Genomic DNA, 15,417 nt, shown 5'->3' with positions numbered 1-15,417 from the left:
CGGTGCCGGGCCCGCGGCATTCACACACCGTGTGCGCCCCAAGCTCGCATATGCCAGTCTCACACTCTCCCCACGGGCCCAGCAGGCGAGTTCACTCGTGATGCGTGATGCAAGGGAGAGGAACGACTACGGAAAGGAGCGGTTCGTGACCGCCGATCCCGAGCAGTCCGTCGCCCATGGAGAACTCGCAGAGTTACGACGCCGACTGGACGTGGCGTACGCCCGAGTCGAAGGCGGCCTGGCACTGCTCACCCACCGGACCGAGGAGACCGCCAAGGAGCTGGACGAGCTGAACAGCCGTCTGGTGACCTTGGAACACGCACGCTGGCCGCTGCCCTCGATCGCCGCCGTCACCGCCGTCGGCGCGCTGATCGTGGCGGTCTGGCAGGCCCTCGGCCACTAGGGCGGCAGGCCTAGGCCCGGTCGTGCCGCGGCACACTGTCCTGACCGAGCCTGAGGTGGTGCAACAGGAGCAGTGCGGCCGCCATGTTGGCGGCCGGGACCTCACCACGGGCGACCATGTCGGGAACGAGTTTGAGGGGGACCCATTCCCGGCGGTCCGACTCGAAGTCGTCTACGGGGTGTCCGACGAACTTCCCCTCGTCGGCCCAGTAGATGTGGTGCCGGGCGTCGGTGAGCCCGTTGGACGGCTCCACGCTCATCAGATGGCGCAGGGGTCCCGGCCGCCATCCGGTCTCCTCCTCCAGCTCGCGGGCCGCCGCTACGACGATGTCCTCGCCGTCCTCCACGACCCCGGCGGCGAGTTCCCAGCCCCAGCTGTCGGTGATGAACCGGTGCCGCCACAGCAGCAGGACCTCGTTGGCCCCGTTCACCACGGTGGCCACGGCGACGGGCCGCAGGCGTATCAGGAAGTGGTCGAGATGCCGGCCGTCAGGTAAGACGACATCCGCGAGATTGACGCGGAACCAGCGATTTTCATACACAGTTTGTTCGTTCAGTTTCGTCCACTGCATGGTTCTGCCACCTTCCGGTTGAGTCAGTGGCAATATCGCAGCAGGCACGAGTCGGCAGCAGGCGCGCGGCCACCACCCCCGGCGCACGGGGGGCGGCGCGGGGGCCCGGTCGTAGTGGGCGGTAGGAGGGCGGTTACAGCGGTACGCGCAGGGCCCCGTCGATGAGTTCGGCGGCCTCGGCGGTACCCGGGCCGCCGCTGCGCACCAGGTGGTCGCGTACCGCGCGGAGTCTGTCGCGCAGCCGCTGCGACTCCATGCCGCGCGCCTGCTCTGCCATCCGCACCGCCGTGGCCGCCGCCTTGTCGGCGTTGCCCCGCCGCAGCTCGATCGTGCTGAGCATGGCGAGCCGGTGCACCCGGCCCCGGTCGTGCGCCGGGTTGTCCACGGCCGCCGCGGCGTGCTCCCCCGCCGCCGCCAGCTCCCCGAGGCTCAGCAGCGCCTCCGCCACCTGGACGTTGACCAGACCCGGCTGGACATAGCCGGTCTCGTCGGGTTCGTAGCCGCGCCGGATGCGTCCGGCGGCCGTCTCCGCCCGCCGGATGCAGGACAGCGCGCTCGCGCTGTCGCCGAGGTGCGCGTAGGCCTTCGCCTGCATCGCGTACAGGTCGGAGGCGAGCGCCGGGGTGATGTCCCTGCCCGCCGTGCGCAGCGCCGCCTCCGCGAAGGCGACGGCCTGCCGGAACTCCCGCATGAACAGCGACTGGTTGACCAGCAGCGCGATCACGTACGCGCCCAGCCCGCGGTCCCCGCTCGCCTTCGCCAGCCGCAGCGCCTGGTGGAAGTAGCGCTGCGCGAGACCGTGCGCGTCGGAGTCGTAGGCGCAGATGCCCGCGACCGCCACCAACCCGCCGGTGGCCCGGTGCAGTTGGCGGCCGATGGCGTCGGTGTAGCTGCCGCGCAGCAGCGGCGCCGCCTCCGCGTTGAGGAACCCGACGATCCGGGCACGGGTCGCCACCCCGCCCGCCTTGCGGTACATCTGCTCGTAGTGGCCGCGGGCCGCCCGCAGCAGCTCCAGGTCGGCCGGGGTGACCCGGTGCCGTCCGCCGCGTGAGACGTCCACGTCCTCCGGCGGGTTCTCCCACTCCCACACCGGCATCACGGCGGGGGTGCCGGTGACGGCGGGGGCGCCCAGGATGTGCGGGCGCTGCTGCTCGTCGCTGCGCCAGAGCGCGGTGGCCCGCTCCACGAACCCGGACAGGGAGGCGCCGTGCGGGGTCTGCGGCTCGCCCGGGACGCCGAGGCCGATGTCGTCGAGGGTGACGGGCCGCCGCAGCCGGGCGGCGAGCACCTCGCAGATCAGGTCGGGCACCTGGCCGCGCGGTCGCTGGCCCTTCAGCCAGCGCGCCACCGCGGTGTGCTCGTAGCGCAGGGCCAGTCCCCGCGCCCGTCCGGCCTGGTTGACGTGGGCGGCCAGCCCGGCGTGCGAGATTCCGGCCTCGTCGAGGATCGCGTCCAGCAGGGTGTTGGGCTGCATCCTTGCCCCCAAGGTGGCTACTGCCCGACAGCGTAGTGAATCGGGGTTCACACGGGGTGTGAACCGAGTGCTCGCATCCGCAGTGTGTGCGCGCTGTCGCGGAGCGTTCCCGCCCGATTGACTGAAATGCCTCGCAAGAGGCCCGGCCGGGCCGCCGGCTCCCCCTCTTACAGTGCGGTGGCCCGAACGCCGCCGTCCGCCCCGTCGCCTGCCCGACACTCCGTGACGGGGGGACGGCGCGCCGGGGCACGGCACGCCGTGCAGGTCATCCCCGCTTGTCGGCCGCGGCACGTCGTGGCTGGCCGCGTGGTTCCCCGCGTCCCTTGAAGGCGGCGAGCGCCGCCCTCAAGGGACGGGAACCAGCCATGCCTAGCCCCGCAGCACCGCCCCCGTGCGCTCCGCGGCCAGCGCCACCGCCGCGTCCCGCGCCGCCGACGCCTCGTCGACCGTCAGCGTCCGGTCGACGGCGCGGAACCGCAGCGCGTAGGCGAGCGACTTGCGCCCCTCGCCGAGCTGCTCGGCGTTCTCGTAGACGTCGAACAGCCGCAGCGACTCCAGCAGTTCACCGGCGCCCTCGCGCAGCGCGGCCTCGACCTCGGTGTGCGGCACCGGACGGTCCACGACCAGCGCGACGTCCTGCGTGGCGACCGGGAACGTGGAGATGGACGGCGCCTGCGGGGTGCCGTCGGCGGCCCGCTCCAGGGCGTCCAGGTCCAGCTCCATCGCGCAGGTGCGCTCGGGCAGGCCCAGGGTCTTCACGACGCGCGGGTGCAGCTCACCGGCGTGCCCGACGACCCGGTCCGCGCCGTCGACGGTGATCGCCAGCTCGGCGCACCGGCCCGGGTGCCAGGGCCCGTACTGTCCCTTGCGGACGGTCAGCTCGACCCCGGTCTCGGCGGCGACGGCCCGCGCGGCCCCGACCGCGTCGGCCCAGTCGGCCGGGCGGCCCCGGCCCCACCATCCGGCCTGCTCGCGGGCGCCCGCGAGGACGACGGCGACATGGCGCGGCTGGTCGGGGAGCGCGGTACCGAGCCCGGCGAGCTCCTCGTCGGTGGGGCGCCGGTCGACGGGCAGCACGGCGGCGACCCGACGCTCCTCGCGGGGCAGGAAGACCAGCCCGGTCTCGAACAGCGCGAGGTCGTGGCTGCCCCGGCCGTCGTTGCGGCGCAGCGCGCCGAGCAGCCCCGGCAGCAGCGAGGTCCGCAGCGCGGGCTCCTCGTCGCTGAGCGGGTTGACCAGCTTCACCACCCGGCGGGCGGGGTCGTCCGCGTCCAGCCCGAGCTGGTCGAAGACCTGCTCGCTGACGAACGGGTAGTTCGGCGCCTCGACGTAGCCCGCCCCGGCGAGCGCCCGCCCGACCCGGCGGTGCAGCCGCTGCCGGTGGGTGAGGCCACGGCCCGACGGCGGCTTGGGCAGCGTGGAGGGCAGGTTCTCGTAGCCCTCCAGGCGGATGACCTCTTCGGCGAGGTCGTTGGGGTCGGTGAGGTCGGGCCGCCAGGACGGCACGGTGACGATCAGCTCGTCCTGCCCGTACACGTCGCAGCCGACCTCCTGGAGACGGCGTACGACGGTCTCCCGGCCGTAGACCACACCGGCGACCTTGTCGGGGTGGTCCGCGGGGATGCTGATGGTGCGCGGCGCGGACGGGGCGACGACCTCGGTGACCCCGGCCTCGGCGGTGCCGCCCGCGAGCAGGACCAGCAGGTCGACGGTGCGCTGCGCGGCGGCAGCGGCGGCCTGCGGGTCGACGCCGCGCTCGAAGCGGCGGGACGCCTCCGAGGACAGCTTGTGGCGGCGCGCGGTGCGGGCGATGGCGACCTGGTCGAAGTGGGCGGCCTCGATCACGACGTCCGACGTCGCGTTCTCGGTGTCGTCGTGGTCGGCGATCTCGGTGTTGGCGCCGCCCATGACACCCGCCAGCCCGATCGGGCCGCGGTCGTCGGTGATCACCAGGTCCTCGGCGTGCAGGGTGCGCTTGACGCCGTCGAGCGTGGTGAGCTTCTCGCCCTCCGCGGCACGGCGCACGCCGATGGTGCCCTGGACCAGGCTCCGGTCGTAGGCGTGCAGCGGCTGGCCGAGTTCGAGCATCACGTAGTTGGTGACGTCGACGGCGAGCGAGATCGGGCGCATACCCGCCTTCTGGAGGCGACGCTGGAGCCAGATCGGGGAGCGGGCCTCGGGGTCGAGGCCGGTGACGGTGCGCGCGGTGAAGCGGTCGCAGCCGAGCGGGTCGGAGACCTCGACCGGGTAGCCGAACGCGTTCGGTCCCGGCACGTCGAGCAGCGCCGGGTCGCGCAGTGGCAGCCCGTAGGCGGTGGCGGTCTCGCGGGCGACGCCGCGGATCGACAGGCAGTAGCCGCGGTCCGGGGTGACGGCGATGTCGAGGACCTCGTCGACCAGCTCCAGCAACTCGATGGCGTCCTTGCCGACCTCGGTCTCCGGCGGCAGCACGATGATGCCCTTGCTGCCGTCGTCGCCCATGCCCAGCTCGTCGCTGGAGCAGATCATGCCGTGCGAGGTGCGGCCGTAGGTCTTGCGGGCGGCGATGGCGAACCCGCCCGGCAGTACGGCGCCCGGCAGTACGACCACGACCTTGTCGCCGACGGCGAAGTTCCGGGCGCCGCAGATCAGCTCCTGCGGCTCGCCGGTGCCGTTGGCCCGGCCGACGTCGACGGTGCAGAAGCGGATCGGCTTCTTGAACTCCGTCAGCTCCTCGATGGTCAGCACCTGGCCGACGACGAGGGGGCCCTTGAGGCCGTCGCCGAGCTGCTCGACGGTCTCGACCTCGAGGCCGGCGGCGATGAGCTTGGCCTGCACGTCACGACCGGTCTCCGTCTCCGGCAGGTCGACGTACTCCCGCAGCCAAGAAAGCGGGACCCGCATCAGATCTCCATCCCGAACGGCCGGGTGAACCGGACGTCACCCTCGACCATGTCTCGCATGTCCTCGACGTTGTGGCGGAACATCAGCATCCGCTCGATGCCGAACCCGAAGGCGAAGCCGCTGTACTTCTCCGGGTCGACGCCGCAGGCGACCAGCACCCGCGGGTTGACCATGCCGCAGCCGCCCAGCTCGATCCAGCCCTCGGACGAGCAGGTGCGGCAGGGCCGGTCGGGGTTGCCGACGGACGCGCCCTTGCAGACGTAGCAGAGCATGTCCATCTCGGCGGACGGCTCGGTGAACGGGAAGAAGTTCGGCCGCAGCCGGGTCTTCATGCCCTCGCCGAACAGGGACTGGACCATGTGGTCCAGGGTGCCCTTGAGGTCGGCCATGGTCAGGCCCTCGTCCACGGCGAGCAGCTCGACCTGGTGGAAGACCGGGGTGTGGGTGGCGTCCAGCTCGTCGGTGCGGTACACGCGGCCGGGGCAGATCACGTACACCGGCAGCTCACGGCCGAGCAGCGAGCGGATCTGGACCGGCGAGGTGTGGGTGCGCAGCACGACACCGGACTCGGTGCCGCCCTTCGGCCCCCGCACGAAGAAGGTGTCCGCCTCACCGCGGGCCGGGTGGTCCGGGCCGATGTTCAGGGCGTCGAAGTTGAACCACTCGGCCTCCACCTCGGGGCCCTCGGCCACCTCGTAGCCCATGGCCACGAAGATGTCCTCGATGCGCTCCGACAGCGTGGTCAGCGGGTGCCGGGCGCCCGCGGGGACGCGGTCGTACGGCAGGGTGACGTCCACGTCCTCCTCGACGAGCACGCGGGCGTCCCGCTCGGCCTCCAGCTCGCCCTGGCGGGCGGCGAGGGCCTTGTTGACGGCGGCGCGGGCCATGCCGACCCGCTTGCCCGCGTCGGCCTTGGCGTGCGGGGGCAGGGCGCCGATCTCGCGGTTGGCGAGGGCCAGCGGGGAGGCCGGGCCGGTGTGCGCGACCTTGGCCTCGTGGAGCGCGTCGAGGGAGTCCGCGGCGGCGAAGGCGGCGAGCGCCTCGTCCCGCATCCGCTCGATCTCTTCCGGTTTCAACGCCTCGACCTCGACAGGGTCGTACGACTTATTCGGTGCCGACATCTCTTCCCGTGCTTCCGATTGGCTGGCTGGAGTCCCCGTCATCGACGCGAAGGGCCGCGAGCAGGACACAAAGGTGCCATTGGCCGAGTCTAACGGGGTGGGGATACGCGGATGCGCCCGCGGGCTGCTCAGGCGAGATAGGCCGGAGCGCTCACGGGCAACGTAAATCGGAACTCGGCACCGGCGCCGGGGGCGCGGCCGACGGTGATGGTGCCGCCGTGGGCCTCGACGATGCCCTTGACGATGTACAGCCCGAGGCCGGTGCCGCCGCGCTTGCTGCCCCGCCAGAAGCGGGTGAAGACGCGGTTCATGGACTCCTCCGGGATGCCCGGGCCCTCGTCGCTCACGGTGACCGACGTGCCGGTGTCCTCCCCCTCGCGGGGTGACGCCGTGGCCGTGATGTCGATGGTGACGGTTCCCTCGCCGTGCCGCACCGCATTTTCCAGCAGGTTGCTCAGCACCTGGTCGATCTTGTCGGGGTCGGCCCACAGGTCGGGCAGCGGCTGCTCGATGCGGAGCAGGAACCGGTCGGCGGGCAGCCCGGCGGCGACGTACGCCTGGATGTGCCGTCCGACGGCGGCGCCCATGTCGACGGGCTGGCGGCGCACCTCAAGGCGCCCGGAGTCGATGCGGGAGATGTCGAGCAGCTCGGCGATGAGCCGGGTCACGCGGTCGGCGTCGGCGTCGACGGTCTCCAGCATCAGCCGCTTCTGGTCGTCGGTGAACCGTTCCCACTTGGCGAGGAGGGTGGCGGTGAACCCCTTGACGGAGGTGAGCGGGGAGCGCAGCTCGTGCGCGACGGTGGCGATCAGCTCGGCGTGACTGCGCTCGGTGCGGCGCCGGGCCTCGGTGTCCCGCAGCGAGACCACGACGCGCTGGACCGGCCCGGTGGGCTCGGCGCGCACGTAGCGGGCGGCGACGAGCACCTCCCGCCCGCCCGGCAGCAGGAGGTTCCGCTCGGGTTGCCGGACCCGGATGGCGAGGCCTCCGTACGGGTCGGTCAGCTGCCACCAGCGCCTGCCCTCCAGGTCCTCTAACGGCAGCGCCTTCTCCAGCCGCTGGCCGAGGGCCTCGGCGGCGGGAACCGCGGTGATGCGCTCGGCGGCGGCGTTGAAGCAGACCACCCTGCCGTACTCGTCGGCGACGACGAGTCCGTCCGGCAGGTCGTCGGGATCGACGCCCAGGCCGCCGACGGCAGCGGGCGGGCGCGCCCGGTGCGCTCCCGGTGCGCTGCTCGTGCCGACGCTCATCCCCGTACCCCACCTCTCGGCTTGTCCAGATGGGCCCCCGAGCTGGTCACCCTACTAGCCTTCGGTGACGGAGCGGCAGCCTCCGGCGGCGCGCTGTGCACGGGCCGACGCGTAGAGACATACGGCGGCGGCGGTCGCCAGGTTCAGACTCTCGGCCTGTCCGTGGATGGGGACGCGCACGACGGCGTCGCCGAGCGCCCGGGTCTCCTCCGGCAGCCCCCACGCCTCGTTGCCGAAGACCCAGGCGGTGGGCCCGCCCATGGTGCCCCGGTCCAGCTCGTCGTCGAGGTCCCGGTCCCCCGCGCCGTCGGCGGCCAGCACCCGTACGCCGGTCTCCCGCAGCCCCGCCACGGCCCGCTCGACGGGGACGCCGACGGCGACCGGCAGATGGAACAGCGACCCGACGGAGGCCCGTACGGCCTTGGGGTTGTACAGGTCCACGGAGGCGTCGGTCAGCACGACCGCCTCGGCTCCCGCGGCGTCGGCGCACCGCAGCACGGTGCCCGCGTTGCCGGGATCCCGCACGTGCGCGAGGACGGCGACCAGCCTGGGCCGGGCGGCGAGGATCTCCTCGAACGGCCTGTCCAGGAACCGGCAGACCCCGACCAGCCCCTGCGGGGTGACGGTGGTCGAGATGTCGGCGATGACCTGCTCGGGGGCGAGATGCACCCGGGCCCCGGCGTCCCGGGCCGCGCCCACGATGTCGGCGTACCGCTCCGCGGCCTCGACGGTGGCGAACAACTCGACGAGCGTCTCCGCCTGCCCGGCCGCCTCCCGAACCGCCTGCGGCCCCTCCGCGAGGAACAGCCGCTCCTTCCCCCGGAAGTTCCGCTTGGCGAGCCGCCGGGCGGCCAGGACACGGGGGGAACGGGGGGAGATGAGATCAGGGGCAGGCATGTTCTCTTTCACCTTCGGCAACTCCTGGACCGGCGCGAGCGGCCCCACCTCAAGGGGCGTGGGGCCGTATCGACGTGCGGCCACCGCCGCGTGGGCGCGACCAGCCACCCCCCACCCGCAGCCGGACGACTACGTACCCCGACACGACGAGACCCGCAGGACAAAACCTGCGGGTCGGGTCACGTCGGCTCGAAGCCAGCGCAGCGTCACGCGGCCTTCGGCGCGTTGACGTCGCTCGGCAGCGCCTTCTGCGCCACCTCGACCAGCGCGGCGAACGCGCCCGGGTCGTTGACGGCCAGCTCGGCGAGGATCTTGCGGTCGACCTCGACGTTCGCGGCCTTCAGACCCTGGATGAAGCGGTTGTACGTGATGCCGTTGGCGCGGGCAGCGGCGTTGATGCGCTGGATCCACAGCTGCCGGAAGTCGCCCTTGCGCTTCTTGCGGTCGTTGTAGTTGTAGACCAGCGAGTGGGTGACCTGCTCCTTGGCCTTGCGGTACAGGCGCGAACGCTGACCGCGGTAGCCGGAGGCCTGCTCGAGGATCGCCCGGCGCTTCTTGTGGGCGTTGACTGCCCGCTTGACGCGTGCCACTTCTTAACTCCTTGTAGCGGGGCCGCGGTGGTCGTCACACGGCCCGGGTTCGATTGGGTCCCGGTCGGGAATCAGGCGCGGGGTGCGCCCGATGTCACTTGCCGAGAAGCTTCTTGATCTTCTTGGCGTCGCCCGGGGCCATCTCGGCGTTGCCGGTGAGGCGACGCGTCAGTCGGGACGACTTGTGCTCAAGCAGGTGGCGCTTGCCGGCGCGCTCACGGAGCACCTTGCCGGAGCCGGTGACCTTGAAGCGCTTGCTGGCACCGCTGTGCGACTTGTTCTTCGGCATAGCGCCGTTCTCTCCTCGTGGGTGGCGCTCCGGTGCCCGGCCATGAGACCGGGCACGGTGGAGCGTCGCTCGTGTTTCGGTTACTGCCTGGGACGGCACGCGGGGGCGCGCGTCCCGGGGATCACGCCTCGGCCGGCTCCTCCGCCGACGCCTCGGCGGGCTCCTCGGGGGCGTCCGCGGCGTTCTGCGAGCGACCGGGGTTGGCCTTCGCTTCGGCCTTGCGGGCCTCCTGCGCCTGGCGAGCCTCGGCCATCGCCTCGGTCTTCTTCTTGTGCGGACCGAGAACCATGATCATGTTCCGGCCGTCCTGCTTCGGGTTCGACTCGATGAACCCGAGGTCCGCGACGTCCTCCGCGAGCCGCTGGAGCAGCCGGTAGCCCAGTTCGGGACGGGACTGCTCGCGACCACGGAACATGATCGTGATCTTGACCTTGTCGCCCTGCTTGAGGAACCGGACGACGTGACCCTTCTTGGTGTCATAGTCGTGCGGGTCGATCTTCGGCCGGAGCTTCATCTCCTTGATGACCGTGTGCGCCTGGTTCTTGCGCGCCTCACGGGCCTTCATGGCCGACTCGTACTTGAACTTCCCGTAGTCCATGAGCTTGCACACGGGCGGACGGGCGTTCGCCGCGACCTCGACCAGGTCCAGGTCGTACTCCTGCGCAAGCTCCAGTGCCTTGGCCAGGGGGACGATGCCCACCTGCTCGCCACTGGGACCGACAAGTCGCACCTCGGGAACGCGAATCCGGTCGTTGATGCGGGGCTCGGCGCTGATGGATCCTCCTCGGTAGCACCACACGGCGGTCTGGCGGACAGCCGCGTTACGTCTCTCCATACATGAGACCTAACCGCGCCGAGACAGAGAAAATGCCCCGGACGATCACAGGCGGGGCTCCTCGAACTACCGGAGCACCGCCGCGGGGACCGCGGGGCGCGCTTTCGGGCGATCCCTTCCACAACGGGTGGGACCGCCTGACCGGTGACCTGCCGCCCGCAGGGCGATCAGGTGGGAGTTCGAAAGCCTCCACTTGTGGGCCGGGCTCGCGGGCCGTGAGGCAGGCGAATCCGACCGGTCGTTACACAAGGTTAGCAGCTCGGTCCCCGAACGGCTAACCGAGACCGACTGGGACCGGGCGCCCGGCTGCCTCTAGGGTGAACCGCATGAGTGAAGAGACGCCCGACTTCAACGCCATGACCCGCGACATCGCCGAGGTCCCCGCAGTCGAGGTGATCGTGACGGTCGCCGTCAACCTGATGAGCGCCGCGGCCGTGAAGCTCGGTCTGACCGAGGAGGGCGCGAAGCACAAGGACCTGGACGAGGCCCGCAAGCTGATCCACGCCCTGGCCGGCCTGCTGGACGGGAGCGCCACCGAGATCAGCTCCTTCCACGCGGCGCCCCTGCGCGACGGTCTGAAGTCGCTCCAGCTGGCGTTCCGCGAGGCGTCGCTGGTCCAGGACGAGCCGGGCCAGGGCCCGGGCGAGAAGTACACCGGGCCGGTCTACGGCTAGCCGCCCCCCTCTTCACGGTCAACCGCGTACGTACAAGGGCTCGCCCGGTGGCGTGGTCCCGGCGGGCAGCAGTGCCAGGTCGAGACCGCGTACCAGGCGGGCCCGCAGTGTCTCGTCGGCGGCCATCCGCCCGGCGACCGCGCGGGCGGCCGAGGCGGGGTCGGCGGCCGGGTCGAGGACGAGGGCCAGGGTGCCGTCGGCCTGGCCCGGGGCGAGGTGCGCGCGGAGCACGCCGGGCTCGGCGGCCACCGCGGCCCGTACGGCGTCCAGGACCGCCGGGTCGCCGAGCGGGTCGGTGCTGGTGCGGCCCTCGGCGAGCGCGAGCAGCGCGCGCCCGGTCAGCTCGTAGGGCACCGGTCCGGCCAGGTCGAGGACGATCGTGTCGGCCTTCTCGTGTGCCGCCGCCTGGAGGGCCTGGTGCAGCGGTACGGCCACGGGGCGGGCCGCCGGGTCCCAGCGGGCCAGCGCGTCGGTGGAGGTGAACGCGGGCAGCGCGGTGCGGCCCCGCGCCTTCAGGGTGGGTACGGCCATGTCGCTGGTCTTCTCGCGGCGCAGCCCGTTCTCGTCCTCCTCCACCTCCCCGAGCACGGCGACGACGGGAACGAGCAGCCGGGTGCCCTTGAGGGCCTCCAGGACGGGGCCCTCGGCGGTGCGGTCCGTGGCCCAGGCGGCGAGCGCCGCGCTCAGCCGGGGGTCGGCGGAGCCGTCGTCGTCGGAGTAGCCGGGGTCGGGAATGTTCTTGTTCGCCACGGTCACCGACCCTATCGGGGGGATGCCGCCGGGCTCGGGTGGGCCCGGTCGCCCGGGCGTCACCGGGCTCACGGTTTCCTCAGCCTTCCCTGACCCGGATCTCATCCCCGTCCCACGGTCCGCACAGCGAACGCCCGCAGGATCGCGGGCATGGCCTCTCCTCGAACCCTCGCCTGCGCCGCTCTCGCGTCCGTGGTGATCGCTGGCGGTACGGCGGGGGCGTGCTACGTCCAGGCGCGGGCGCACTCCGGGGCGGGCGTCGTATCGTCGGCGGCGGCTTCGTCGACCGGGGAGGCGGCTGTGGAGCAGGTGGAGACCGTGGTGGAGCCGGTGGTCGACCGGGACGCGCTGCTCGCGCGGGCCATGGCGGAGGTGTCCGTGGCGGACGGCGCCGAGGTCTCCGTGGCGGTGCTGGACCTGGGGACCGGGGAGCGCGCCGGGTACGGCGACGGCTCCTTCGACACCGCGAGCATCGTGAAGGTCGACATCCTCGCGGCGCTGCTGCTCCAGGCGCAGGACGCCGGACGGGGGCTCACCGTGGCCGAGGAGGCGTACGCCACCGCGATGATCGTCAGCAGTGACAACGCGTCCGCGTCGGCGCTGTGGCGCGCGATCGGGCGGGCGGAGGGGCTGGACGCCGCCAACGAGCGGTTCGGCCTGACCGCGACCGAGGGCGGCGACGGGACACTGTGGGGGCTGACCCGGACCACGGCAGCCGATCAACTGACGCTGCTTGGGCAGGTGTTCGGCGACGACTCCAAGCTGAGCGCCGCCTCGCGGACGTATCTCCGGGAGTTGATGGGGCGGATCGACGCCGGGCAGGACTGGGGGGTGTCGGCGGTCGCCGACGGCTCGTCGTGGGCTCTGAAGAACGGGTGGCTGCCGCGCACCGCGACCGGGCTGTGGGACGTCAACAGCATCGGCCGTGTCACCGCCGACGGCCATGACTGCCTGCTCGCGGTGCTGTCCGACGGCAACGCGACGAAGGAGCGAGGGGTGGCGCTGGTCGAGGCGGTGGCCGGGGCGGCGGTGCGGGCGGTGGGCGCGTCCGGGTCCTGAGGCGGGCGGTGAGGCGGGATGCTCCTATGGATGTCAGTCCTCGCCGTACCAGCGCCGGCCCCGCCACAGCACCACCGCCGCGACCAGCAGGACGCCGCCCGCGCTGCCCGCCAACGGGCCCGCCCAGGCGGCCGGGCTGGAATCGGGTTCGGGGGTGTCGGGGCCGGGGCCGAAGTACTCCGCGCCGTAGGCCGCCGAGCGCAGGCCCTCCGGCTCCGTGCGGGCGGCCTCGGTGAGGGCGGCGGCCGGGTCGACGAAGCCGAAGCCCCGGGAGTCGTCGCGGCCCTTGACGGGCGCGTTGCGGGCGGTGTCCTCCAGCAGACGCTTGATCTGCGCCGGGGTCAGGTCGGGGTGGGCGGACCTGACCAGGGCCACCGTGCCGGAGACGAAAGCGGCGGCGGCGCTGGTGCCCCAGCCCTCGTAGTACCTGCCGTCCGGGTCGGCGATGACGACGTCGACGCCGGGCGCGCTGACGGTGGCGTACCAGCGGCGGGTGGAGAAGGAGGCGCGGGTGCCGTAGCGGTCGACGGCGGTGACGGCTATGACGCCCGGGTAGGCGGCGGGGTAGGAGATGTGGTCGCCCTTCTCGCCGCCGTTCCCGGCGGAGGCGACGACGACGGCGCCCTTGGCCAGCGCGTACTGGACGGCCTCGTCCTCGGCGGGTTCGGGGTGCGCGGAGGCGGAGTCGTCGCCGAGGGAGAGGTTGATGACGTCGGCGCCGTGGTCGGCGGCCCAGCGGATGCCCTGGGCGAGGGCGTTGCCCCGGGACTTGCGGGCCTTGGAGCGGGCCGGGTCGTCGTCCTCCAGGATGACGCGGACGGGCAGGATCTTCGCCTCGGGCGCGATGCCCATGACGCCGTCGGCGTTGTTCACGCCGTGCCCGTGCGCGGCGATGATCCCGGCCATGGCGGTGCCGTGCTTGGCCCAGGTCTCGTCACCGCGCCCGGCGCCGAAGCCGACCAGGTCCTGGGTGTCGAGGACGTTGCCGACGAGGTCGGGGTGCTGGTCGTCGACGCCGGTGTCCAGGACGGCGACGGTGATCCCGGCGCCCTGCGTGGTCTGCCACGCCTGCTCGGTGTGCAGGGCGTCCAGGGCCCACTGCCGGGCGCGGATGCCGTCGGCGTGCGCGGCGGTGGGCGGGACCAGGGCGAGGCAGGCGGCGAGCAGACAGCCGAGGAGTCCGGCGCGGCGGGTGGGGCCGGTCATGACGGCTGCTCCGTGGGCGAGGTGGCGTTCTTGCGCAGCGCCCGCTCGACGCGGTCGGCGAGGCCCTGCGCCTCGTGGCCGAGGCCCGCCTGGGCGGCGGCGCTGGTGGCGCCGGAGGCCCTGGCCTCGGCGGCGGGCTCGGGCTCGTCGACGGTGCGGGCGTCGGCCCAGCCGGAGACGGCGTACACGACGACGGGGGCGTCGGTGAGCACGGAGATGGTCCAGGTGGCGCGCTGCTCGGGGCCGAACCGGGCGGCGGCGGTGCCCTCGGCGGCGTACGGGCGGGGCACGAGGTCGCCGCGCCGGTCGAGGTCCTCGCGTGCGAAGCGGTCGTCCAGGGAGCGCATGGCTTCCACGTCGGCGCCGGTGAAGAGGAGGCCGACGGTGGTGACATGGCTCTGCGTGGCGTCGGTGTAGGTGGCGCGCAGCAGGCGTGCGCAGCCCACCGGGGCGAGGACCTTGCGCAGCAGCGGGTCGAAGGCGCCCGCGCAGTCGCCGTCCGGGGCGACGGCGATCCGGGTCCAGGCGCGGTCGGAGCCGCCGGGTCCGGCGCCCCTGCCCTGCACGGTGGGCGGGAAGAGCCGGTCGACCGGGGTGCTGTGCCACAGCTCCCCGGCGGCGGTGAAGGCGCCGCGCCCGCCGTCCTCCCCGGAGTCGCCGGTGAGCCAACTGCCGGTCACGGCACCGCCGATGAGTCCGAGGCCGAGGACGACGCAGCCGACCGCGGCGGCGGTACGGCCGCGCAGCCGGGTCCTGAGCGACCGGGGGCGCCCCTGGTCGTCGTAGGTCTCGGGCTGTCCGAGGGTGACGACGGGGCGGGCGGGGGGCGGGGTCATGGCGCCCCAGGAGAGCGCCGGGTCGGGGGGTGGGGGGACCGGCCGCAGGCGGGTGGTCGTCTCCGCGGCGGCCTCGGGGGACGCGGTGTCGCCGCCGCCCCGGGGTGGCGCGGTGTCGGGGAAGCGTGCGGAGGCGGGCGGCGGGGGCGGGGCGGGCACCGGGGAGCGGCCACCGGAGGCGGGGCGGCTCGGGCGCGGGAGGCGCGGGGCGGTGGGGCGGGCGGAGCCGTCACCTCGGTCGGCCGGACGCGTGGAGGGGCCGGAGCCGCTGGTGTGCGAAGGCGGCCCCGAGCCGTCCCGGCGTGGGGCGGCGGGGGCGTCCCGGTCGCCGTCCGGGTTCCCCGCGTCGGAGCGGGCGGCCGGGGGAGCCGGGGTGCCGGCGGGCAGGGGCGGCCCCTGTGGGCGCGGGGGCGGCCCGGGCGGCGGCGCCGTGTCCCGGGGCGCCGGGGTGTGCGGGGGTGTGGTGGGGCGTGGTGGGCGTGGTGGCACGGGAGCGCGCTGGGCTTCTGTGCTCATGCACCCCCCGTTTCCCTCTGCCCGGACCGCTTCCTTGTGCGTGGGCCGTCGTTCTCACGTCGT

Annotated in this window: 15 protein-coding genes; 3 read left to right on the top strand and 12 right to left on the bottom strand. The window is 73.3% G+C overall.

The genetic code is table 11. The annotated features are described in order from the left end of the window. Positions 1 to 145 precede the first annotated feature (145 nt). Complete coding sequence (locus ABZ659_RS14710) at positions 146 to 403, top strand: hypothetical protein (RefSeq protein ID WP_360218451.1); 258 nt, start codon at positions 146 to 148, stop codon at positions 401 to 403. A 10-nt stretch (positions 404 to 413) separates the two neighbouring features. Here ABZ659_RS14710 and ABZ659_RS14705 read toward each other — a convergent pair whose 3' ends face one another. The 9 genes from ABZ659_RS14705 to infC all read right to left on the bottom strand — a co-directional run bounded on the left by ABZ659_RS14705 (position 414) and on the right by infC (position 10,313). Then, a complete protein-coding gene (locus ABZ659_RS14705) occupies positions 414 to 974 on the bottom strand; it encodes an NUDIX hydrolase (RefSeq protein WP_360218448.1) in 561 nt (186 codons plus the stop codon). Between the two features lie 133 nt (positions 975 to 1,107). Continuing rightward, the gene (locus ABZ659_RS14700) at positions 1,108 to 2,448 is read right to left on the bottom strand and encodes a transcriptional regulator (RefSeq protein WP_360218445.1); all 1,341 of its coding nucleotides are present in this window, start codon (positions 2,446 to 2,448) and stop codon (positions 1,108 to 1,110) included. A gap of 369 nt (positions 2,449 to 2,817) precedes the next feature. Then, the gene (pheT, locus tag ABZ659_RS14695; RefSeq protein ID WP_360218442.1) at positions 2,818 to 5,331 is read right to left on the bottom strand and encodes a phenylalanine--tRNA ligase subunit beta; all 2,514 of its coding nucleotides are present in this window, start codon (positions 5,329 to 5,331) and stop codon (positions 2,818 to 2,820) included. Then, on the bottom strand, positions 5,331 to 6,407 hold the full coding sequence (gene pheS, locus ABZ659_RS14690) for a phenylalanine--tRNA ligase subunit alpha (protein ID WP_360218572.1): 1,077 nt from the start codon (positions 6,405 to 6,407) through the stop codon (positions 5,331 to 5,333). The genes pheT and pheS overlap by 1 nt, the downstream gene beginning before the upstream one ends. 173 nt (positions 6,408 to 6,580) lie before the next feature. Further along, positions 6,581 to 7,702 carry an ATP-binding protein gene (locus tag ABZ659_RS14685; RefSeq protein WP_360218439.1) on the bottom strand — a complete coding sequence of 374 codons (1,122 nt, stop codon included), beginning with the start codon at positions 7,700 to 7,702 and terminating at the stop codon, positions 6,581 to 6,583. Between the two features lie 54 nt (positions 7,703 to 7,756). Next, positions 7,757 to 8,599, bottom strand: a complete 843-nt coding sequence (locus ABZ659_RS14680) for an RNA methyltransferase (RefSeq protein WP_360218436.1) — start codon at positions 8,597 to 8,599, stop codon at positions 7,757 to 7,759. Between the two features lie 206 nt (positions 8,600 to 8,805). Then, positions 8,806 to 9,189 carry a 50S ribosomal protein L20 gene (gene rplT, locus ABZ659_RS14675; protein ID WP_210922300.1) on the bottom strand — a complete coding sequence of 128 codons (384 nt, stop codon included), beginning with the start codon at positions 9,187 to 9,189 and terminating at the stop codon, positions 8,806 to 8,808. Between the two features lie 94 nt (positions 9,190 to 9,283). Further along, positions 9,284 to 9,478 carry a 50S ribosomal protein L35 gene (gene rpmI, locus ABZ659_RS14670; RefSeq protein WP_007829094.1) on the bottom strand — a complete coding sequence of 65 codons (195 nt, stop codon included), beginning with the start codon at positions 9,476 to 9,478 and terminating at the stop codon, positions 9,284 to 9,286. A gap of 121 nt (positions 9,479 to 9,599) precedes the next feature. Further along, positions 9,600 to 10,313 carry a translation initiation factor IF-3 gene (gene infC, locus ABZ659_RS14665; RefSeq protein WP_360218432.1) on the bottom strand — a complete coding sequence of 238 codons (714 nt, stop codon included), beginning with the start codon at positions 10,311 to 10,313 and terminating at the stop codon, positions 9,600 to 9,602. A gap of 326 nt (positions 10,314 to 10,639) precedes the next feature. On the opposite strand from infC, the gene ABZ659_RS14660 reads away from it, so the two are divergent. Beyond that, entirely contained in the window at positions 10,640 to 10,987 is a 348-nt protein-coding gene (locus tag ABZ659_RS14660) for a DUF1844 domain-containing protein (RefSeq protein WP_360218429.1), read from the top strand. Between the two features lie 18 nt (positions 10,988 to 11,005). Here the strand turns inward: ABZ659_RS14660 and ABZ659_RS14655 are convergent, their stop codons facing one another. Next, the gene (locus ABZ659_RS14655) at positions 11,006 to 11,737 is read right to left on the bottom strand and encodes an SseB family protein (protein WP_360218426.1); all 732 of its coding nucleotides are present in this window, start codon (positions 11,735 to 11,737) and stop codon (positions 11,006 to 11,008) included. A 150-nt stretch (positions 11,738 to 11,887) separates the two neighbouring features. On the opposite strand from ABZ659_RS14655, the gene ABZ659_RS14650 reads away from it, so the two are divergent. Further along, a complete protein-coding gene (locus ABZ659_RS14650; protein ID WP_360218423.1) occupies positions 11,888 to 12,796 on the top strand; it encodes a serine hydrolase in 909 nt (302 codons plus the stop codon). Positions 12,797 to 12,829: 33 nt separating this feature from the next. Here ABZ659_RS14650 and mycP read toward each other — a convergent pair whose 3' ends face one another. Both mycP and ABZ659_RS14640 read right to left on the bottom strand, forming a co-directional pair. Then, entirely contained in the window at positions 12,830 to 14,002 is a 1,173-nt protein-coding gene (gene mycP, locus ABZ659_RS14645) for a type VII secretion-associated serine protease mycosin (protein ID WP_360218420.1), read from the bottom strand. Beyond that, entirely contained in the window at positions 13,999 to 15,354 is a 1,356-nt protein-coding gene (locus ABZ659_RS14640; protein WP_360218416.1) for a hypothetical protein, read from the bottom strand. Before ABZ659_RS14640 ends, mycP begins: the two co-directional genes overlap by 4 nt. Positions 15,355 to 15,417: the final 63 nt, after the last annotated feature.

The organism is Streptomyces sp. NPDC006997, assembly GCF_040635175.1.
In the GTDB taxonomy this organism is placed as follows: Bacteria; Actinomycetota; Actinomycetes; order Streptomycetales; family Streptomycetaceae; genus Streptomyces.
This window is presented reverse-complemented; position numbering and strand designations above follow the sequence as displayed.